This is a genomic window from Deferrisoma camini S3R1 (genome assembly GCF_000526155.1).
Lineage (GTDB): Bacteria > Desulfobacterota > Deferrisomatia > Deferrisomatales > Deferrisomataceae > Deferrisoma > Deferrisoma camini.
In genome coordinates, this window is the sequence record NZ_JAFN01000001.1 from 3099875 (window position 1) to 3119315 (window position 19441).

Sequence of the window (19441 nt, forward strand, 5' to 3'; positions counted from 1 at the left end):
CGGCTACTTCTTCCTTTCCGGCGTGCCCCAGGGGACGGGCAGCCGGGGCTCCACGTTCACCCGGCCCACCCCTTCGGAGTCGGCGCCGTCGAAGATCCGGTCGGCGAGCCGGCCCTTCTCGTCGGCCTTCCACCAGTTGTTTCCGGCGTCCACGTCGTCGGTCTGGGCCTCGCCGAGCTTCAGATCGTACTCCCGATCGTCGAAGTTGTTTCGCCGCAGCACCGCGCCGGTCACGCCCTGCCGGAAGAAGATGCCGGTGAGGTTGCCCACGAACCAGTTCTCCTCGATCACCGGCGAGCTGTTGAGGCACCGGATCCCGATCCGGTTCTCCTCGAACCGGCACCCCCGGATCACCACCCGGCCCCCCTGGAACCGCACCCCGCCGTAGTTGTTGCGGAACGTGCAGTCCTCGAACTCCACCGGGGTGAAGTGGCTGTGCACGGCCCACGGGCCCCGCTCGAACACCACCCGCCGCAGGTGGGCCTCCTTGGCCTTTTCGAAGGAGATCACGTCCTCGAACTCGTTGTTGCGCAGGGGCACCGAGGTGATCTCGATCGGCGCCTCCGGCGTGCCCAGGGCCACCAGGCTCCCCAGCACCCGGATCCACGGCTCCGGGTCCTCGCCGGCCTTGGGCTCGGGCAGATCGAAGTACACGCGGGTGCCGGGCAGGAGGGTCAGGGTGGCGGTCTTGGTCACGATGAGGGGCCGAACCAGCCGGACCTCCCCGCGCCACACCGTGGGGGCGTAGAGGATGTGCCGGGTCTCGGTGCGGGCCGTGGCCGGGACCGAGATCGTCTTGGGCTGGGGCAGGGTCACGCACGCCGCGAGCCCCACCGCCGTCGCCGCCCCCAGGAGCCACCATCGCCGCAGACCCATCGCCCGCCTCCTTCCATGTAACTTCGGTCGTCAGTCGTCGGTCGAAAGCTCGCCCCGACATCGGAGCCGGGGGGCATGGGGCCTGGTGGAGCGGCAGACAACGGCACGCGAAGGCCCGGCGATCAGATGCGGCACTCGCGGCCTACCAAAGTGGAAGACCGGCTCCGGATCAATGGGACCGGGCCGAGGCGCCCAGACCCAGGAGCGCAGCCAGCCCGACCAGCACCGCCACCTTCCCGGCCGCCGGCACTCCGGCGGCCGACGCGCCCAAGCCCCAAACCTGCACGAGCACCGCGCCCGCGCCCATGCCCACCACCGTGGCGGCCGCGTCCAGGTCGCCCTCGCCGGCCCGCACGATCTGCCGGAACGGACACCCGCCCGCCACCACGGCGGCCGCGCCCACCAGCCCCATCCCCAAAAAGCTCCACAGCCACTCCAGGTGGGCGCCGGGCTGGTCATAATAGCCAAGCCGGAACTGACCCGTAAACCCGTCGGCCAACCCGGCCGCCGCGAGCAGCCCTCCCAGGGCCAGGACCGCCCCCGGGCTGCGCACGAGCAGGATGTCGCGCACCGACCCGGTGATGCAGAACCGCGATCGCTGACAGGCGACCCCGATCGCCAACCCCGCGGCCAGGCTGATCCAGACCGGGGCGTGGAGCGCCCCGGGCCCGCTCCGGCTCTCCAGCAGGATCCCCGGCCGGAACAGGAGAGCCGTGAGGACCAGGGCCCCCACGACCAGCCCTGCGGGCACCAGCCACGGCACCGGCCGGGCCCGGCCGCCGCCATCCAGGTCGCCCCGCCGAACCAGGCGGAGCCCCCCCCACACCCCGGCCACCAGGCCCACCGCCCCGGCCACGGCGGTCAGGTCCCCGGCGGCGAGCCGCAACATCATCTTGATCGGGCAGCCGATGAACACGGCCGAGCCCACGATCATCAGGAGCCCCAGGCCCAGCAGGTGGGCCCCGGCCGCTCGGGCCCGCGGCCGGAACTCCCGCGCGGCCAGGGCGGCGGCGGCACTGCCCAGGAAGAACCCCAGGAGCTCGGGCCGCAGGTACCGCATGCGGGGGTTGGGGTGCAGCCCCAGGGCGCCCACCGCGTTCTCCAGGAAGCACGAGATGCAGATCCCCGTGTTCGGCGGATTGCCCCAGTAGGCCAGGAGGCTGCCGAACAGCCCCATCAGGAGCCCGGCGGCCACGATCCACCCGTGCCGGGCCAGTCTCCCCCTCATTCGCACCCCCCCGCCAGCCGGCGCTGGAGGGCGTAGAGCTCTCGGATCTCCGGCGGCCGTCGGGTCGCCCACGGCCCCTTCCGGATCGAAGCCAGCCGCTCGGCCATGCGCTCGCCCGACCGGAACGGTCCGTTCCGGTCGGCCACGGCCGGGTTCTCGTCCACGGCCCGGCCGTAGGCCCGCACCGCCTCGGCCCACGCCCCCTGGCGGTAGGCCGCCTCGCCCAGCCAGAACCACGCCCACGCAGGGTACGGCCCGGAGCGGGCCCTCTGTCGAAGATCCAGCACCACCCCGGCCGCGTCCCCCCCCTGGATCCGGGCCTCCACGTCCCGGTAGCTGGCCTCCACCGCGGCCGGGTCCACCCGGGAGGCGCAGGGATCGGTCCGGGCCCGGCGGTCCCGGCTCAGGCCCCGGGCCTCCACCCCGGCCCACACGAGCAGCAGGGCCGCGGCCACCAGAAACCAGGTCCGCTCCCGGTCCACCGGCTCAGTACTCCTCGTAGGGAGGAAGCTTGGCCCGGCGGGCCCACTGCCGGATGCGGTCGTAGTCCGAGTCGGTCACGGCCTCGAACCCGCTCAGGCCGGCCCGGCCGAGCACCCGGAGCCGTTCCCCGGCCCACTCCACCGTGGTTTCGGGGGTGAGCCCCAGCAGGGCCTCGCGCACCCGGTCCACCCACTCCCTCGGCACCTCCGGCCGGGCCCCCACGGTGCAGTAGGGGGCCAGCTCGCTCTTGGCGAGGATCACGAAGTCGTCGGGGGAGACCTTGCCCTCGGCCGTCATCTCCTCCAGGTCGATCATGGGCGCGGCCCCCGCGTCGAAGGCGCCGTACAGCACCGCGTAGATCACCTTCTCGTGCTTCCACGACCCGTGGGGGATGGCGTAGTAGCCCAGGTCGGTCTCGGGGTCGATCCCGTTCTCCAGGAGCAGGGCGTACTGGGCCAGGAACCCGAACGGCGCCCACTGGGGGCCGAACACGAACCGCTTGCCCTTCAGGTCGGCCAGGGTGCGGATGCCCGAGTCCCTGCGGGCGATGATCGCGCCCAGGGTGCGGGCCCCGAACGCGCCCCGCCGGTCCGCGGCCACGACCCGCAGGCCGTGGCGTTCGCGCAGGGTGACGTACAGGGCCGAGTTGGTGTGGGTGAAGTCCAGGTCCCCGCGGACGTAGGCATCCTCCACGTCCACGGTGTCCAGGTACACCGGCACGAACCGGGCGCCGGTGGCCTCGGACAGGTAGGCGGTCAGCGGTCCGAACCGGGCCTCGGTCTCGGCCCGGGAGTTGCAGATCATGTACCCGATCCGGAACGTCCGGGGCTCGCGGCACGCCCCGGTCGCCAGGGCCAGGAGGGCGAGCCCGAGGACCCCGAGCCTACGGAGCATCGAGCACCACCTGCCGCGCCGCGGCCTTGGGGGGCCGGTCCCCTGCGGACCGAAACGAGCCCGAGGTCCACAGGGGGGGCACCTTGCCCAGGGCCCGCTCCACCAGGGTGAACCGCAGGTCGTCGAACACCTGGGGCCGCAGCCAGAACACCACCGGCCCGACCCCGGCCACGTCTCCTCCGGGCCGGGTCTCCACGCCCTCGGGCGGGGCTCGATCGGCCGGAACCACGGCCACGTCGGCCCGGTCCCCGAGCAGGGTGGCCCCCGGGTCGGCCGCGTCCACGAACTCCACCCCGGTTCCCGCCCGGTCCTCCACGTAGTACCCGAACACGTACGCCGCCAACGCCACCTCCGGCACCACCGCCACGCGCAGCCTCGGCCCGAAGCAGCCCCAGGCCGGGCCCGCGGACACCGCGGCGGCGACGATCGCCGCCCACACGAGTCGAGTCATCACATCACTTTGCCGGGGTTCAGGATGCCCAGGGGGTCGAAGGCCGTCTTGACCGAGGCCATCAGGGCCAAGGCCCGCGCCGGCAGGAACCGGTGGAGATAGGGCCGCTTCAGCACCCCGATCCCGTGCTCGCCCGAAGGAAGCCCGCCCAGGGCCTTCACCGCCTCCATGATCTCGGCCAGGGCCTGGGAGCGCCGCCGGTCCCACTCGCCGTCGGCCAGGTCGCCCCGGAGCAGGTTCACGTGCACGTTGCCGTCGCCCGCGTGGCCGAAGCTGGCGGCCACCAGGCCGTGGCGTTGGCCCGCCCCCCGCACGGCCTCCACCAGCTCGGGCACCCGGGCCCGGGGCACCACCACGTCGGCCTTGCCCAGCTGCCGGCCCCAGGCCCGCAGGGCCTCGCCCAGGCACCGGCGGCTCTCCCACAGCCGCTCCTGCTGGCCGGGGTCCTCGGCGGCCAGCACGTCCAGGGCCCCGTGAGCCTGCACCACCCCGGCCACCCGCTCCGTCTCGGCCTCCAGGGCGGCCGGGGTCTCACCGTCCAGCTCCAGAAAAACATACGCCCCGACGGCATCGCCGCCGGGGAGATCGCGGCCCAGGTACCTGCGGGCGGCCTCGATGGTTACGTCGTCCATGAACTCGGCCGCGGCCGGCAGCACCCGGGCCCCGAGCACCGCCGTGACCGCCCGGGCGGCGTGGTGGATCGATGGGAACGGCACCAGCAGCACCACCCGCCGGCCCGGCCGGGGCACGAGCCGCAGGGTGATCCGGGTGATCACCCCCAGGGTGCCCTCGCTCCCCACCAAGAGGTCCCGCAGGTGGTAGCCGGTGGCGTCCTTCACGTTCTTGCCGCCGAGCTCCAGGACCTCGCCGTCGGCCAGCACCACCTCGAGCCCCAGCACGTAGTCCCGGGTGGTGCCGTACTTCACGGCCCGCGCGCCCCCGGCGCCCACGGCCACGTTGCCCCCGATGGAGCAGCTCTCCAGGCTGGCCGGATCCGGGGGGTAGAACAGGCCGTGGCGCCGGGCCTCGTCGTCGATGCGGGCCGTGATCACCCCGGGCTCCACCGTCACGGCCAGGTTCTCGGGATCGAGCTCCACGATCCGGTCCATCCGCTCCAGGCTCAGCACCACCCCGCCCCCCACGGCCACCGCCCCGCCGGCCACCCCCGTGCCGGCGCCCCGGGGCACCACCGGAAACCGCCCCGCCGAGGCCCACCGCAGGGTCTCGGCCACCTCGGCGGTGGACCGGGGCCGCACCACTGCCCACGGTCGCGCCTCGACCACGGTGGACTCGTCCCGGGCGTACCGCTCAACCGACTCGGGCGAGGCGCTCACCCGGTCCCGACCGATCCGCCCGGCCAGGGCCGCCAGGTCTGCGTCGGTGGGCCGGCGCAGCCGGCCGGACGAACAAACGGCCCCGGGGGACGCCCCGGGGCCCTGGATCGGCGACCCTCGCTGCCCGGTCATCACAGCGGGAGCATGACCGTCTTGGCCTCGCCCGTGCGGGTGTCGCGGATGCGAAGCCGCAGCTGCCGGGGGTTCTTGGCCTCGGCCGGGAAGAACAGCACCCCGTGGGTCAGCACGCCCGGCTCGATCGGTTTGTTCGCCAGGGACCGGTTGCGCAGGTCCTGCCGGATCGAGCGGCCCACGTCCGGTTCCTGGGCGCCCTTGACCCCGCCCAGAACCGCGCCGCCCGCGCCACCCACCGCCGCCCCCTTGCCGGCGGCCTCGGGGATGCTCTTGCCGGTCACGATGCCGATGGCCGCCCCCACGATCGCGCCCGCGGCCGCCCCCAGCAGGGCGCCCTTGCCCGCCTCCGGCGCGATCTCACCCCACTCGGTCTTTTCCTGGATCCGCTTGTAGGCGAGCTTCCGCTCAAGGATGTTCCACAGCCGGCCCTGGGCGTCCACCAGGAAGGTCTGTTCGGGAACGATCTCCACCGGGTCCGAACCCTGATGATCGAACACCACCTGCACCGGCAGGACCCCGGCGCCCACGATGTCGAACCCGTAGAGCTCCTTGGCCCGGGCCGGATCGGCGTGGGCCTCGGCCGCCAGGGTCACCCCGAACACCGTGGTGGCGTTGGGATACGCGGCCGGAAGCCGCATGGGAAGGGGTTTCTGCTCGTAACGCGCGCAGGCGGCCGTCGCAAGGGCCGCCCCGACCAGCAGCACGGCCAGCCGGTTCCGGATCATGGCTCTCCTCCCTCCATGGCGGGGTCGAACCCGCCGAACGGGCCTACTCCTCGTAGGCCACCACCCGCAGCAGACCGATCGTGGTGCCCGAGTCGTCGGTGACCGGCATGTCGCTCACCCCGATCAGCCGGGCCTGGGGTCGGTCGGCGAAAAACCGGTTCACCTGGTCGTCCAGCCGCTCCAACTCCTCGTGCACGTGGAACACCTTCATGTCGGTGCCGAAGGTCTTCACCTTGTACATCGCTCGTCGCTCCCCGTGCCTAGTCCACGGCCACCACCTCTTTCACCTCGGGCACCTCGGCCTTGATGGCCCGCTCGATTCCCCGCTTGAGGGTCATCTGGCTCATGGGGCAGCCGTGGCACGCCCCCTTGAGCCGCACCCGCACCACCCCGTCGTCGCTCACGTCCACCAGCTCGGCGTCGCCCCCGTCGGCCTGCAGGTTCACCCGCACCTTGTCCAGCGCCGCCTGCACCTTTTCTTTCATGGCGAACTCCTTCCTTTGGCCGGAAATTATGTACCGAAGCGGTCAACGTCCCCAATCTAGCCCCCGTGCCCCGCACTGTCAAACCGGCCGGGCGGGCAGGCTTGCACCCGAAAAAAACCCTGGTAGCCTGCCAAACGAGCCCTTGACAATGCTAACCGTATTGGTTAGCATTCGGGTGCTCAAGACGTCCATCCCTTATTTGACCGAAGGAGGAACCCATGGGCAAGACGACCGAGAACCTGAAGGCCGCGTTCGCCGGCGAGTCCCAAGCCAACCGTTCGTACCTGGCCTTCGCCAAGAAGGCCGAGGAGGAAGGGTACCCCCAGGTGGCCAAGCTGTTCCGCGCGGCCGCGGCGGCCGAGACGGTGCACGCCCACAACCACTTCCGGGTCCTGGGCAACATCAAGAGCACCAAGGAGAACCTGCAGGCCGCGATCGAAGGCGAGAACCACGAGGTGGTCTCGATGTACCCCGAGTTCATCAAGGACGCCGAGGCCGAGGGCGAGAAGGCGGCCCTGCGGAGCTTCCAGTGGGCCTGGGAGGTGGAGAAGATCCACGAGTCCCTGTACCGCAAGGCCCTCGAGGCCCTGGACGAGAAGGGGGAGACCTTCGACTACTACGTGTGCCCGGTGTGCGGGTACACCCACGAGCGCCAGGCGCCGGACAAGTGTCCCGTGTGCGGCGCCCCGGGGAGCCGGTTCGAGAAGGTCGAGTAGCTCGGCCCCACCACCGCGCCCCGAAACGCGGCGTCCCCCGGGACGCCGCGTTTTTTTCGTGGTCCGGGTTCGCTTGCGGCCAATCCCTGTAGTACCCTGTTTCGCTTCCCCACCGCCCCGAGAGGTTCCGCTTTCATGTCCGACGAAGTCCGCTTCCTCCCCGAGGCCCCCGACGGCCCCGACGACCGGTTCGACGTGGTGCTCGTGACCGGCGACGCCTACGTGGACCACCCGGCCTTCGGTGCGGCCCTGGTGGGCCGGTACCTGGAGGGCCTGGGGTTCCGGGTGGGCATCCTGGCCCAGCCCGACTGGACCCGGCCCGACGACTTCCGCCGCTTCGGCCGGCCCCGGCTGTTCTTCGGGGTGACCGCCGGAAACCTGGACTCGGCCGTGGCCCACTTCACCCCGGACCGGAGGCGGCGCAAGCGCGACGCGTACTCCCCCGGGGGCCAGCCCGGCCGCCGGCCCGACCACGCCACGGTGGTGTACGCCCAGCGGTGCAAGGAGGCGTTTCCCGACGTGCCCGTGGTGCTGGGGGGCATCGAGGCGAGCCTCCGGCGGCTGGCCCACTACGACTACGTGGAGGACCGGGTGCGCCGCTCGGTCCTGGTGGACGCCAAGGCCGACTTCCTGGTCTACGGCATGGGGGAGCGGGCCGTGCGCGCCCTGGCCGAGGGCCTGGCGGCCGGGCAGCCCCCGGAGGCCCTCCGGCGGATCCCGGGGCTGGCGTACCGCACCGCGGAGCCGCCGACCGGAGAGGGCACGTTGGAGCTGCCCCCGTTCGAGGCCGCGGCCGAGAGCCCGGAGGGGTTCTTCCGCTACTTCCGGGAGCTCGACCGGGCCCTGCGGCAACCCAACCCGCCGGTGCTGGTGCAGCGCCACGGATCCCTGGCCGTGGTGGTGAACCCGCCGGCCGCCCCCCTGACCCCGGAGGAGCTGGACGGCCTGTATCAGCTGCCGTTCACCCGCCGGTATCCGCAGCGGTACGAGCGCGAGGGGGGGGTGCCGGCCCTGGAGCCGGTGCGGTTCTCGGTGGTGACCCACCGGGGGTGCTACGGCGGGTGCTCGTTCTGCGCCCTGGCCGCCCACCAGGGCAAGGGCATCGTGAGCCGGCCCGCCGAGGGCATCGTGCGGGAGATCCGGAGGCTGGCGAAGCATCCGGACTTCCGGGGCACCGTGACCGACCTGGGAGGCCCCACCGCCAACATGTACGGCACCGGCTGCACACGGGCCGGGCCCGGCCGGTTCGCCTGCGACCGGCCCAGCTGCCTGGTGCCCGAGGTGTGCCCCCACCTGGAGACCGGGGGCCAGCCCTACCTCCAGCTCCTGCGGACCGTACGCCGGATCCCGGGGGTGAAGCACGTGTTCGTGGCCTCGGGGCTCCGCCACGACCTGCTCCTCCGGCCCAACCAGCGCCGGCTGTTCCGGGAGATCGTGGCCCACCACGTGGGGGGGCAGATGAAGGTGGCCCCGGAGCACGTGGCCAACCGGGTGCTCCGGTTGATGGAGAAGCCGGGCCGCCGCACCTGGAAGGAGTTTCAGGAGGCCTTCGGCCGGATCCGCCGGGACCTGGACCGGCCCGTGTACCTGATCCCGTACCTCATGACCGGACACCCCGGGTGCGATCTGACCGACGGCCTGGACCTGGCCTGGTTCGTCCGGGACCTGGGCCGGTTCGCGGAGCAGGTGCAGGACTTCACGCCCACCCCCATGACCCGGTCCACCTGCATGTACTGGACCGGCCGGGATCCGCTGAGGGGCGAGGAGGTGCCGGTGCCCCGGGGCCGGGACAAGCGGGCCCACCGGGCCCTGGCCCAGTACCAGAACCCCCGGAACCGGGAGTTCCTGATCCGCTATTTCGAGGAGGCCGGCCGGCCCGAGGTGCTCCGCAGGCTGTACGGCCCCGGCTACAACAGCCGGCCCAAGGGACGAGGCCGGGGTTTTGACTCCCGTTCCAAACGCTGTGATACTAGGGGCCGTCGATCCCGGAAACCCAGGAGTGAGGAGTCCCCATGAACGTCGGAAAACGGATCCGGAGGATGCGGGAGGCCCAGGATCTGTCGCTGGCCCAGGTGGCCCAGATGACCGGGTTGAGCGAGGCGTATCTCCAGGCGGTGGAGGAGGGCACCGAGGTCCCGTCCATCGGCGCCGTGCTCAAGATCTCGCGGGCCCTGGGCTCGAAAATGGGCCAACTCCTCCACGAGGCCGGCACCCGCTCCGACATCTTCAGCATCGTGCCGGCGGGCAACGGCACCACGGTGGACCGGTCGGTCCAGCGCACCGGCCAGGGCTACACCTACCTGAGCCTGGTGGCCCCCGACCTCCGGGGCCAGGGCATGGAGCCGTTTCTGGTGACCTTCGACCCCAAGGCCGCCAGCTCGATCCAGCCCATGGTGCACGAGGGGGAGGAGTTCCTCTACATCCTGTCGGGCACGGTCGAGCTCCTGTACGACGGCGAGACCTACACCCTGAAGAAGGGCGACAGCCTCTACATCGACTCGTCCCGGCCCCACGCCCTGCGGGGCATCGGCAAGACCCCGCCCCAGGCCCTGGCCGTGATCTTCAGCCGGGACTGATCCGGCTCACCGCGCCACCCGGAACGTCGGGCCGCTCACGGCCGGGATGAACCGGCGGCCCACGGCCGTGAAAGGGGGGTACCACGCCAGGTCCGGCAATGGGACCCCCAGGTAGCGGGCTGCCTCGGTCAGGATCCTCCGGCCCAAACCCGTGCGGCGGTACCGGGGGGCCACCCAAAGGAAGTCCACGGACCAGGCCGTCCCCTCCCCCGGCTCCCGCACCCGCCACCCCTTGCGGGGGGCCACGCCGTCGGGCTCCTCGCCCTCCACCCACTCGGCCACGGCCTCCACCCGCCGGTGGGCCAGCAGGAACACCCCGGCCAGCCGCGCCCCCCGGTACCCCAGGAACCCGTGGGTCCTGAGCTCCGGGGGCTCCCGCAGCGAGTAGGGGGACCCGGTGTAGCCCATCTCCCGGGCCCCGATCCGGGCGATCTCCTCCACCCTGCGGCGCTGCGCCCGGGGCGCGGCCGGCACCACCACCGTGACCCGCAGCCCGTCGCCCTGCCACAGCACCCGCTCCCCCGCCAGGGGGCGGCGGGGGAGCCCCCGGGTGACCCGGTCGTGGAGCCTGCGATGCCGGGCCGCATCGGCCGGGTCGTCGGGGTCGTAGCGGGTGTGGCACACGCGGCACCGGGCCACGGCCCTACCCCAGCAACCGCTCCAGGGGGGTCCACTCCATGCCGAACGCCTCGGCCACGGGCCGGCAGGTGACGTGGCCGTCCCAGGTGTTCACGCCCTTGGCAAGGCTCGGGTCGGCCCGCAGGGCCTCCTCCACGCCGGACGCGAGCTTGCGGCAGTAGGGCAGGGTCACGTTGGTCAGGGCGTAGGTGCTGGTCATCGGCACCGAGCCCGGGATATTGGGCACGCAGTAGTGGATCACCCCCTCCTCCTCGTACACCGGGTCGGAGTGGGAGGTGGGCCGGCTCGTCTCGCTCACCCCCCCCTGGTCGATGGCCACGTCCACGAACACGCTGCCCGGCTTCATGCCCCGCAGGATCTCCCGGTCCACGAGGCGGGGGGCCTTGGCCCCGGGCACCAGAACCGCTCCCACCAGCATGTCGCAGCTGGCCGCGGCCTCGCGCACGTTCCGGCGGTTGGACATGAGGGTCACCACCTTGCCGTCGAACACGTCGTCGATGTAGGAGAGCCGGGCGTGGTTGATGTCGATGATGACCACCTCGGCCCCCAGCCCGTAGGCCACCTTGGCCGCGTTGATGCCCACCGCGCCGCCCCCGATGATCACGATGCGGCCGTGCTTGGTGCCCGGCACCCCGCCCAGCAGGATGCCCATGCCGCCCCTCTCCCGCTGGAGGAACGCCGCGCCCAGCTGCACCGCCATCTTCCCGGCCACCTGGCTCATGGGAGCCAGGAGCGGCAGGCTCCCGTCGCCGAGCTGAATCGTCTCGTAGGCCACGGCCCGGATCCGGCGCTCCAGCAGCACCCGCCCCAGCTCCGGCAGGGGCGCCAGGTGCAGGAACGTGAACAGGATCTGGCCCTCCTGGAGCAGGTCGTACTCCTCGGGCAGGGGCTCCTTGACCTTCATCACCAGGTCCGCGGCCTCCCACACCTCCCGGGCCGAGGAGGCGATGCGGGCGCCGGCCGAGACGAACTCGTCGTCGGAGATGCCGCTTCCCAGCCCCGCACCGGTCTCGATCAGCACGGTGTGGCCGTCGCGGGTGAGCTCCTCCACGCCCGACGGCACGATGCCCACCCGGTACTCGTTGTTCTTTCGCTCCTTGGGTATCCCGACGATCATGGCGCCTCCTTATACACCAGGTCGCGTTCGAAGCCGGCGATCGACCCCCAAATCGCCCTTCCATGAGCTCATCTTGATCGCAAATGGTAGGAAGCCCTCCAGGCCCGCCATCGGGCGGCCAACGGGAAAGGTATCAACCCGGCGGATAACCAGGCGCTACCGCTCCCTGCTCGGAGGGGCAAGGGACCCGTCGAAGAGCCGGGCGCGGCCGCCTACCATACCCCAACCACTCCCCCCAGCCAACTCTCGGACCGGCTTGCCCGGCCGGACCCCGGTGGTAGGGTGGGCAATACAAGTTGCGTTCAAAATCATTGATCGGAGAGCCGGGCGCGGCGTCTCTGGCGCGAGGCAGATCCCTTGCCCGCCCCACGACCGCTCCCGGTTTGAACACAACTTGGTATGAGGGCTCTTGGCTTCTTCGGAGGAAACCGTGCCGCTTCGCCTTCCGTCCCTTCCCATCACCCCCGAAGGGGTCTGGGCCGACCGCAGGCGCTTCCTGGCCCGGCTGGGGCTCCGGGGGCTCGGGGTTTGGGGCCTGCTGACCCGGCCGGGCTGGGGGCTCGACCTGCCTCCCCCGGCCGGCCCGATCACCCCCGAGGCCTCCGCCACCCGGTTCAACAACTACTACGAGTTCACCCCGGACAAGCGCCGGGTGTGGCGGGAGGTGGCGGCCCTGCGGACCCGTCCGTGGGCGGTGGAGATCGGGGGACTCGTGGCCAAGCCCCGCACCGTGGACGTCGGGGATCTGGCGCGGCGGCTGGGCACCGTGGACCGGGTGTACCGCCACCGGTGCGTGGAGGGGTGGTCGGCCGTGATCCCCTGGACCGGGATCCCCCTGCGCGCCCTGGTGGACTGGGCCCAGCCCCTGGGCTCGGCCCGGTACGTGGCGTTCACCGCGTTCCTCGACCCGAAGGTGGCCCCGGGTCAGGCCCGGCATCCGGACTGGCCCTGGCCCTACACCGAGGGCCTCACCCTGGCCGAGGCCCGAAACCCGCTCGCCCTCCTGGCCACCGGGGCCTACGGCAAGCCCCTGGCCAAATCGCTCGGCGCCCCCATCCGGCTGGTGGTGCCGTGGAAGTACGGGTTCAAGAGCATCAAGGGCATCGTCCGGATCCGGTTCACCGAGGCCCGGCCCGCCACCTTCTGGACCACCCTGGCACCCGGCGTGTACGGGTTCAGCTCGAACGTGGCCGGCGGAGACCGGGAGTGGCGCATCGACACGGGCGAACGCCAGCCCACCCCGCGGCTCAACGGGTACGGGCCCTGGGTCGCGTACCTGTACGGCGGCTGAGCACAACCATCGTGATTACGGGTAGATGTAATTCACTCCTTGCCGAAGGGGAAATCCCCGGCTACCCTGCCAAAGACCGCGTCCTCCCGATCGCTCGGCATGCGGAGCCGCGCCGGAAAGGGGGTGCACCATGGTCCCGAGTCCCCGAGACCCTGCCACCGCCTTGGTGGCCGACGACGACCGGACGACCCGGGCCATGGCGGTCCACGTGCTGGGCCGTCACGGGTGGCGGGTGGTGGAGGCCGAGAACGGCCGTGAGGCCGTGGACCGGTTCGTGGCCGATCCCCCCGACCTGGTGATCCTCGACGGCGTGATGCCCGAGATGGACGGGTTCGAGGCCTGCCGTCGGATCCGCGCCCTGCCCAAGGGCGAAACCCTCCCGATCCTGTTCGTGACCGCCCTGGACGACCCCGAGAGCGTGGATCGGGCCTTCGGGGTCGGGGCCACCGAGTACGTGAACAAGCCCATCCACTGGGCCGTGCTGGAGCGCCGGGCCCAGTACCTGGTGCGGCTCCACCGCTCGGAGCGGCTCCTTCAGATCGAACAGGCCCGTGCCGGGGCCCTGGTGCGGGCCGCTCCCGACGGGGTGCTCACCGTGGACGCCGCCGGTCGGATCACCTCGGCCAACCCCTCGGCCGGCCTGCTGTTCGGCGAGGCCCCCGAGAGCCTGACGGGCCGGCCGGTGACCGAGGTCTTGCCCGACCTGGCCCCCTCCACCGACCTCGCCTCCGGCTCCTGGGAGACCCGAGCCCTTGCCGCCGGAGCGGAGTTCCCGGTCGAGGTCTCGGCCGGCCGGTTCACCGTGGGCGGGGATACCGGCTGGGTTCTGGTGGTCCGGGACGTCACCGCCCGCAAGCGGGCCGAGGCGGCCCTGCAGGAGCGGGAGGAGCGGCTCCGGCGCCTGACCGAGACGCTCCAGCAGACCAACTCCGATCTCGAGGCCTTCGCCTACACCGTGTCCCACGATCTGCGGGCCCCGCTGCGGGCCATGGAGGGGTTCGCCGAGGCGTTGCTCGAGGACTGCGGCCAGGCCCTGGGACCCCGGGGCGCCGACTACGCGGGCCGCATCGTGCGGGCCGCCCGGTCCATGGACCGGCTCGTGAGGGACCTTCTGGACTACAGCCGCCTGAGCCGGGAGGACCTCGGCCTCCACCAGGTGGCCCTTGAGGAGGCCGTGGACGAGGCGCTGGCCGAGGTTGCGGCCGAGGGGTGCGAGATCCGGGTGGAGCGGCCCCTGCCCCGGGTGCGGGGCCACCGCCGGATGCTGGTGCGGGTGGTGGGGAACCTGATCTCGAACGCCGTCAAGTTCGTGCCCCCCGACCGAACCCCCCGGGTACGGGTGCGGGCCGAGGAGCGGGGCGGCCGGGTGAGGCTGTGGGTGGAGGACAACGGCATCGGCGTGCCGCCCCGACAGCGGGAGCGGATCTTCGGGTTGTTCGAGCGGCTCCACGGGCCCGAGGCCTACCCCGGCACCGGCCTGGGCCTGGCCATCGTGCGCAAGGCCGTGGAGCGCATGGGCGGAAGGGCGGGGGTGGAGTCCGACCCCGGCCGGGGCAGCCGGTTCTGGGTGGAGCTGTCCTCGCCGGAAGAACCGGCCGCAAACCGGGCTCCGGTGCTGGACCCGGACACGTTCCGCCGGTTCCAGGCGGAGATGGAGGGGGTGGCCGTGGGCTCGGCCCCGACCATGGTCGGGATCTTTCTCGAGGAGGCCGGACGCCAGATCACGGCCATGGGCGACGCGGCAGAGGCCGGGGACCGCGAGGCCCTGACCCGGGCCGCGCACACCCTCGGGTCCAACGCGCGGGCCCTGGGCGCCTCGGCCCTGGCCGACCGGTGCGAGGCCGTGGAGCAGGACCCCGGACCACCCGAGGCCTGGCAGGCCCGGATCCAGGAGATCGCCACGGAGCTGGGGCGGCTTCGCGGCCGTCTGGCCGAGGAGGAGAAACCATGAGTCCCCCGCGCCTGCGGGTCATCATCGCCGACGACAACCCCGACGACCGGACCCTGGCCCTTCGGGAGCTGCGCAAGGAGTTCCCGGCGGTGGACGCCACCGAGGTGGGCGACCAGGAGGCGTGGGAGGCCGCCCTGGCAGGGGAGGCGCCGGACCTGGTGGTGACCGACTACCACCTGCGCTGGTCCGACGGCCTGGTGGTCCTGCGGCAGGCCAGGACCCGGTGGCCGGGGGTGCCGGTGATCATGTTCACCGGCACCGGCACCCAGGAGGTGGCGGTCGAGGCCATGAAGCAGGGTCTGGCGGACTACGTGGTCAAGTCACCCCGGCACTTCGCCCGGCTGGCGGTCGCGGCCCGCAACTCCCTGGAGCGGGCGGCCAAGGAGCGGGCCCTGGCCGAGGCCGAGGCCCGGTACCAGGACCTGGTGGAGAACCTGCCGGTGGGCATCTACGTGTCCACCCCGTCGGGCCGCATCCTCACGGTGAACCGGGCCTTCGTGGAGATCCTGGGCTACCCCGACACCGAGTCCCTCATCCGCTTGGACGCCCGGGCCCTGTGGGCCGATCCTGCGCAGCGGGACCGGTGGATCCGGGCCCTGGAGACCCAGGGCCGGGTGGCGGGGTTCGTGGGGCAGCTCCTGCGGGCCGACGGAACCCCGGTCTGGGTGGAGGGCCGGGCCAGCGCCATCCGGGATCCCCGGGGCCGGCTGGTGGCCTGGCAGGGCTCGGCCGTGGACGTGACCGAGCGGGTTCTGGCCCAGAAGGAGCGGGAGCGGGCCCTGCGGGAGGTGGAGGCCGTGCTCGAGGCCGTGCCCGCTGGCATCGCCCTCCTGACACCCGGGGGCACGATCCGCCGGGCCAACGGCGAGGCCCGCGCCCTCATGGAGGCCCACGCGGACCTGGACGACCAGGGCCGGCTCCGGGCCGTGGCCGGCCGGCCGCTGCCCGACCTGCTGGCCCCGCCCGACGACGGCCGGCAGGTCCACGAGATGTTCACCCCGGGCCCCGCGCCCCGGGTCCTCCAGGTTCAGGCCCGGCCGGTGGGGGACCCGGACCGGCCCGAGGCGTGGGTGATGGTGATCCGGGACGCCACCGCCGAGCACCACCGGTTCGAGAAGATCGCCCTCCAGGAGAGGCTGGCGGCCCTGGGCCAGCTGGCCGCCGGCATCGCCCACGACTTCAACAACATCCTGAGCGCGATCGTCGGGTATGCCGAGATGCTCCGGGGCCGCGAGGACATCCCGTCCGACGTCAGGGAGCGGCTCGAGCAGATGCTGGTCCAGTCGTTTCGCGCCGCAGACCTGGTGCGGCAGGTGCTCGACTTCGGCCGCCGGGCCGAGAGCGAGCGCCAGCCCCTCGATCTTCTGAGCTTCGCCAAGGAGCTCACCCGCCTGTTCCAGACCACCTTCCCCGCGGGGATCCGGGTGCGCATGGCCTACGAGCCCGGCAGCTACTGGGTGCTGGCGGACCCGACCCAGATCCAGCAGATTCTGACGAACCTGGCCGTGAACGCCCGGGACGCCATGCCCGAGGGCGGCGAGCTCACGATCCGGCTGGCCTGTCGGCCCGTGGTGGCCGGGGAGGCCCCGCCGGTGCCGGGCATGAAACCCGGCGACTACGTGTGCTTGAGCGTCACCGACACCGGTTGCGGCATCGCCCCCGAGCACCTGGACCGCGTGTTCGAGCCGTTCTACACCACCAAACCCTCGGACGAGGGCACCGGCCTGGGCCTGAGCCAGGTCTACGGCCTGGTCCGGGAGCACGGCGGGTTCGTGGACCTGCACAGCACCCCGGGCGCGGGCACCGAGGTGAGCGTGTACCTGCCGGCTGCCGAGCGGGCCCACGGCCGTCGGTCCACGGTGATCGGGGCCGTGCCGGAGGGCGCGGGCCAGACCGTGCTCCTGGCCGAGGACGACGTCAATGTGCGCGAGATCCTGCGCGCCATCCTCGAGCGCCTCAACTACCGGGTGCTCGAGGCCCGCGACGGAGACCAGGCCCTGGCCCTGTGGGAGCGCCACGCCGACACCGTGGACGCGGTGGTGACCGACCTGGTGATGCCCGGGCTCGACGGCCGGGAGTTCGCCCGCCGGGTCAAGGCCCGAAAACCCGGGGTGCCGGTCATCGCGGTCTCGGGGTACCCGCTGCCCAGGAGGGCCGACCGCCGCCCCGACGACGGGTTCGACGAGTGGATGCCCAAGCCCATCCACATCCGGGAGCTGGCCAGGGCCCTGGCCCGGCTCCTGGCCGCCGGCCCGGGTCGCTGACCCGGGCCCGACAGACACCGATGTCCAGGGTGTTCGCCGATGCGGTGGGCCGGGCCCGAAGGATCCTCGACTCCAACTGGACCGGCCGGTTCACCAAGCCCGCGCCGACCCTCTACCCCCACCAGTGGAGCTGGGACTCGGGGTTCGCCGCCATCGGCCGGGCCCACTGGAGCCCCGTGCGGGCCATGCGCGAGATCGGGGCCCTGCTCGAAGGCCAGTGGGCCAACGGGCTCGTCCCCCAGATCGTGTTCGACCCCTCGGCCCTGGGCCACTACTTCCCGGAACCGGACTTCTGGCAGACCGAGGGGACCGGCCTCGCCCCGCCCCGCGTGCCGACCTCGGGCATCACCATGCCGCCGGTGGTCACCGTGGCCGCCGAGTGGATCCTGCGGCACGCCCGGCACCGGGACGTGCGGGGGTTCCTCCGGCGCATCTATCCCAGGCTGCTCGCGTTCCACGCCTACCTGCACCGGGAGCGCGATCCCGACGGCCGGGGCCTGGCGTACCTGCGGCACCCGTGGGAGTCGGGCATGGACAACTCCCCCACCTGGGACGAGCCGCTCTCCCGGATCCGGGTGGAGCCGGGAAAGCTTCCCCCCTATGGCCGCCGGGACCTGGGCCACGGCGTGGACCCGTCCATGCGGCCGTCCGACGCGGACTACGACCGATACGTCCTGCTGGTGGATCTGTTCCGCCGGGCCCGGTACGACGAGGCAGCCATCCGGGCCGAGTGTCCGTTCCTGGTGGAAGACCCCCTGTTCAACGCGGTGCTGGCCCGGGCCGACGAGAGCCTGGCCCGGCTGGCCGAGGCCGTGGGCGAAGACCCGGCCCTGCCCAGGGAGTGGGCCGAGGCCACGGCCCGGGCGATCCGGACCCGGCTGTGGCACGCCGACCACGCCATCTTCGACGCCTTCGACCGGGTGGCCGGCCGGCCCATCGAGGTGGACACGGCGGCCGGGTTCGTGCCCCTGTGGGCCGGCGCGGCCGACCGGCAGCAGGCCGAGGCCCTGTACCGCCACCTGGACTCGGCCGCGTTCTGCGCCCTGCACCAGGGCAACTGCTACACCGTGCCCAACTACGACACGGGCCGGGACGGGTTCGACCGGGCCCGGTACTGGCGCGGCCCGGTGTGGATCAACGTCAACTGGATGATCGCCGAGGGCCTGGCCCGGTACGGGTTCACCCAGAAGGCCGACAACCTGCGCAAGGACCTGCTGCAGCTTCCCATCCGGTTCGGGTTCCGGGAGTACTACGACTCCTTCGACGGCACGGGCTACGGCTCGGACCGGTTCACCTGGACCGCGGCCCTGTTCCTGGATCTGGTCCACCGGTTCTACCAGCCAGCCCCCCGGCGGCCCCTGGCCTCGCGGTGGGGCGCCGGGTCGGTCCGCCCCCTCGTGCTGAACGCCCCGGCTCCCGGCCGGCCGCCGCCGGCCCCGCCCGGGCTGTCGGGGCGGCTCCTGGAGACCCTGGGGGACCTGCGGGATCGGTTCTTCGACACGGCCCGGGGCGTGGTGGACTACGAGGGCATCTCCGCCTCACCGGAGTACGGGGCGTACCGGGCGTTGACCCGTTCCCTGGACTCCTTCGATCCGGCCGCCCTGGCCGCCCGGACCGAACGGCTCGCGTTCTGGATCAACCTGTACAACGCCCTGGTGATCGACGGTATCGTGGCCCGCCGCATCCGCGGATCGGTGCGGGAGGTTCCCGAGTTCTTCAGCCACACCGGCTACCGGATCGGCGGCCGGTTCTACTCGGCCGACGACATCGAGCACGGGGTCTTACGAGGAAACCAGCGGCCCTGGCGCCGGGCCCGGCGTCCCTTCGGCCGGGGGGACCCCCGCCGGGCCTTTGCCATCTCCCCCTTGGACCCCCGGATCCACTTCGCCCTGGTGTGCGGGTCGCGCTCCTGCGCGCCGGTGCGGTTCTACGACCCCGGCCGGATCGACGCCCAGCTCGACGAGGCCGCCCGGGGGTTCGTGAACTCCTCCGAGGTCCTGGTGCTGCCCGAGCGGGGGCGGATCCTCCTGTCGGAGATCTTCCGGTGGTACGCCCGCGACTTCGGGGGGCGGCCGGGCATCGTGGGGTTCCTGCTGCGTTACCTCACCGCCCACGACGCCGTGGCGTTCCTCCGGACCCGGGGCCACCGAGCCCCCCTCGGCTACATCGACTACGACTGGAACCTGAACCGGGGGATGCCCCGGGGCCCGGCGGGTTGAGGAACGCCCGGCGGCGGCGTATCATGGCGCGCCCCCGAAGCCGAACGCCGGGAGGGA

18 protein-coding genes are annotated in these 19441 nt (G+C 72.5%); 7 read left to right on the forward strand and 11 right to left on the reverse strand.

Annotated features, from left to right (window positions below; translation table 11 throughout):
• Positions 1-3 precede the first annotated feature (3 nt).
• From DEFCA_RS0113680 to DEFCA_RS0113720, 9 genes are all read right to left on the reverse strand, one after another.
• The gene (locus DEFCA_RS0113680; RefSeq protein ID WP_025323583.1) at positions 4-876 is read right to left on the reverse strand and encodes a right-handed parallel beta-helix repeat-containing protein; all 873 of its coding nucleotides are present in this window, start codon (positions 874-876) and stop codon (positions 4-6) included.
• A 169-nt stretch (positions 877-1045) separates the two neighbouring features.
• Complete coding sequence (gene yedE, locus DEFCA_RS0113685) at positions 1046-2104, reverse strand: YedE family putative selenium transporter (protein WP_025323584.1); 1059 nt, start codon at positions 2102-2104, stop codon at positions 1046-1048.
• Positions 2101-2586, reverse strand: coding sequence for a tetratricopeptide repeat protein (locus tag DEFCA_RS24300; protein ID WP_025323585.1), 486 nt, complete (start codon positions 2584-2586; stop codon positions 2101-2103). Before DEFCA_RS24300 ends, yedE begins: the two co-directional genes overlap by 4 nt.
• Positions 2587-2590: 4 nt before the next feature.
• On the reverse strand, positions 2591-3481 hold the full coding sequence (locus tag DEFCA_RS0113695; RefSeq protein WP_025323586.1) for a phosphate/phosphite/phosphonate ABC transporter substrate-binding protein: 891 nt from the start codon (positions 3479-3481) through the stop codon (positions 2591-2593).
• Positions 3471-3932 carry a hypothetical protein gene (locus DEFCA_RS20850; RefSeq protein WP_025323587.1) on the reverse strand — a complete coding sequence of 154 codons (462 nt, stop codon included), beginning with the start codon at positions 3930-3932 and terminating at the stop codon, positions 3471-3473. Before DEFCA_RS20850 ends, DEFCA_RS0113695 begins: the two co-directional genes overlap by 11 nt.
• Complete coding sequence (locus DEFCA_RS0113705) at positions 3932-5398, reverse strand: FAD-binding oxidoreductase (RefSeq protein ID WP_035802934.1); 1467 nt, start codon at positions 5396-5398, stop codon at positions 3932-3934. The genes DEFCA_RS20850 and DEFCA_RS0113705 overlap by 1 nt, the downstream gene beginning before the upstream one ends.
• Positions 5398-6126, reverse strand: coding sequence for a hypothetical protein (locus DEFCA_RS0113710; RefSeq protein WP_029734092.1), 729 nt, complete (start codon positions 6124-6126; stop codon positions 5398-5400). The genes DEFCA_RS0113705 and DEFCA_RS0113710 overlap by 1 nt, the downstream gene beginning before the upstream one ends.
• 43 nt (positions 6127-6169) lie before the next feature.
• On the reverse strand, positions 6170-6367 hold the full coding sequence (locus DEFCA_RS0113715; RefSeq protein WP_025323590.1) for a hypothetical protein: 198 nt from the start codon (positions 6365-6367) through the stop codon (positions 6170-6172).
• A 19-nt stretch (positions 6368-6386) separates the two neighbouring features.
• Entirely contained in the window at positions 6387-6611 is a 225-nt protein-coding gene (locus tag DEFCA_RS0113720; protein WP_025323591.1) for a NifU family protein, read from the reverse strand.
• A gap of 218 nt (positions 6612-6829) precedes the next feature.
• Here DEFCA_RS0113720 and DEFCA_RS0113725 point away from each other — a divergent pair, with 218 nt between their 5' ends.
• From DEFCA_RS0113725 to DEFCA_RS20855, 3 genes are all read left to right on the forward strand, one after another.
• Positions 6830-7327 (forward strand): rubrerythrin family protein, encoded by a 498-nt coding sequence (locus tag DEFCA_RS0113725; protein ID WP_025323592.1) that lies wholly within the window; start codon positions 6830-6832, stop codon positions 7325-7327.
• 135 nt (positions 7328-7462) lie between these two features.
• Positions 7463-9343, forward strand: coding sequence for a YgiQ family radical SAM protein (locus DEFCA_RS0113730; RefSeq protein ID WP_025323593.1), 1881 nt, complete (start codon positions 7463-7465; stop codon positions 9341-9343).
• Positions 9340-9903 carry a helix-turn-helix domain-containing protein gene (locus tag DEFCA_RS20855; RefSeq protein ID WP_025323594.1) on the forward strand — a complete coding sequence of 188 codons (564 nt, stop codon included), beginning with the start codon at positions 9340-9342 and terminating at the stop codon, positions 9901-9903. The genes DEFCA_RS0113730 and DEFCA_RS20855 overlap by 4 nt, the downstream gene beginning before the upstream one ends.
• Before the next feature lie 6 nt (positions 9904-9909).
• Here the strand turns inward: DEFCA_RS20855 and DEFCA_RS0113740 are convergent, their stop codons facing one another.
• Positions 9910-10542 carry a GNAT family N-acetyltransferase gene (locus DEFCA_RS0113740; RefSeq protein WP_025323595.1) on the reverse strand — a complete coding sequence of 211 codons (633 nt, stop codon included), beginning with the start codon at positions 10540-10542 and terminating at the stop codon, positions 9910-9912.
• 4 nt (positions 10543-10546) lie between these two features.
• Positions 10547-11659, reverse strand: coding sequence for an alanine dehydrogenase (gene ald, locus DEFCA_RS0113745; protein ID WP_025323596.1), 1113 nt, complete (start codon positions 11657-11659; stop codon positions 10547-10549).
• Between the two features lie 430 nt (positions 11660-12089).
• Between ald and msrP the strand changes: the two genes are divergently transcribed.
• From msrP to DEFCA_RS22330, 4 genes are all read left to right on the forward strand, one after another.
• The gene (gene msrP, locus DEFCA_RS0113750) at positions 12090-12950 is read left to right on the forward strand and encodes a protein-methionine-sulfoxide reductase catalytic subunit MsrP (RefSeq protein WP_025323597.1); all 861 of its coding nucleotides are present in this window, start codon (positions 12090-12092) and stop codon (positions 12948-12950) included.
• A 130-nt stretch (positions 12951-13080) separates the two neighbouring features.
• On the forward strand, positions 13081-14901 hold the full coding sequence (locus tag DEFCA_RS20860; protein ID WP_025323598.1) for an ATP-binding protein: 1821 nt from the start codon (positions 13081-13083) through the stop codon (positions 14899-14901).
• Entirely contained in the window at positions 14898-17165 is a 2268-nt protein-coding gene (locus tag DEFCA_RS19645; protein ID WP_025323599.1) for a hybrid sensor histidine kinase/response regulator, read from the forward strand. Before DEFCA_RS20860 ends, DEFCA_RS19645 begins: the two co-directional genes overlap by 4 nt.
• Before the next feature lie 20 nt (positions 17166-17185).
• Positions 17186-19384, forward strand: a complete 2199-nt coding sequence (locus DEFCA_RS22330) for an MGH1-like glycoside hydrolase domain-containing protein (protein ID WP_051463255.1) — start codon at positions 17186-17188, stop codon at positions 19382-19384.
• Positions 19385-19441: the final 57 nt, after the last annotated feature.

Excerpts from the sequence above, each read along its gene's own strand:
- DEFCA_RS0113680 (WP_025323583.1), bottom strand. The coding sequence starts at position 876 with ATGGGTCTGCGGCGATGGTGGCTCCTGGGGGCGGCGACGGCGGTGGGG.
- yedE (WP_025323584.1), bottom strand. The coding sequence starts at position 2,104 with ATGAGGGGGAGACTGGCCCGGCACGGGTGGATCGTGGCCGCCGGGCTC.
- DEFCA_RS0113695 (WP_025323586.1), bottom strand. The coding sequence starts at position 3,481 with ATGCTCCGTAGGCTCGGGGTCCTCGGGCTCGCCCTCCTGGCCCTGGCG.
- DEFCA_RS20850 (WP_025323587.1), bottom strand. The coding sequence starts at position 3,932 with ATGACTCGACTCGTGTGGGCGGCGATCGTCGCCGCCGCGGTGTCCGCG.
- DEFCA_RS0113705 (WP_035802934.1), bottom strand. The coding sequence starts at position 5,398 with ATGACCGGGCAGCGAGGGTCGCCGATCCAGGGCCCCGGGGCGTCCCCC.
- DEFCA_RS0113710 (WP_029734092.1), bottom strand. The coding sequence starts at position 6,126 with ATGATCCGGAACCGGCTGGCCGTGCTGCTGGTCGGGGCGGCCCTTGCG.
- DEFCA_RS0113715 (WP_025323590.1), bottom strand. The coding sequence starts at position 6,367 with ATGTACAAGGTGAAGACCTTCGGCACCGACATGAAGGTGTTCCACGTG.
- DEFCA_RS0113720 (WP_025323591.1), bottom strand. The coding sequence starts at position 6,611 with ATGAAAGAAAAGGTGCAGGCGGCGCTGGACAAGGTGCGGGTGAACCTG.
- DEFCA_RS0113725 (WP_025323592.1), top strand. The coding sequence starts at position 6,830 with ATGGGCAAGACGACCGAGAACCTGAAGGCCGCGTTCGCCGGCGAGTCC.
- DEFCA_RS0113730 (WP_025323593.1), top strand. The coding sequence starts at position 7,463 with ATGTCCGACGAAGTCCGCTTCCTCCCCGAGGCCCCCGACGGCCCCGAC.
- DEFCA_RS20855 (WP_025323594.1), top strand. The coding sequence starts at position 9,340 with ATGAACGTCGGAAAACGGATCCGGAGGATGCGGGAGGCCCAGGATCTG.
- ald (WP_025323596.1), bottom strand. The coding sequence starts at position 11,659 with ATGATCGTCGGGATACCCAAGGAGCGAAAGAACAACGAGTACCGGGTG.
- DEFCA_RS20860 (WP_025323598.1), top strand. The coding sequence starts at position 13,081 with ATGGTCCCGAGTCCCCGAGACCCTGCCACCGCCTTGGTGGCCGACGAC.
- DEFCA_RS19645 (WP_025323599.1), top strand. The coding sequence starts at position 14,898 with ATGAGTCCCCCGCGCCTGCGGGTCATCATCGCCGACGACAACCCCGAC.
- DEFCA_RS22330 (WP_051463255.1), top strand. The coding sequence starts at position 17,186 with ATGTCCAGGGTGTTCGCCGATGCGGTGGGCCGGGCCCGAAGGATCCTC.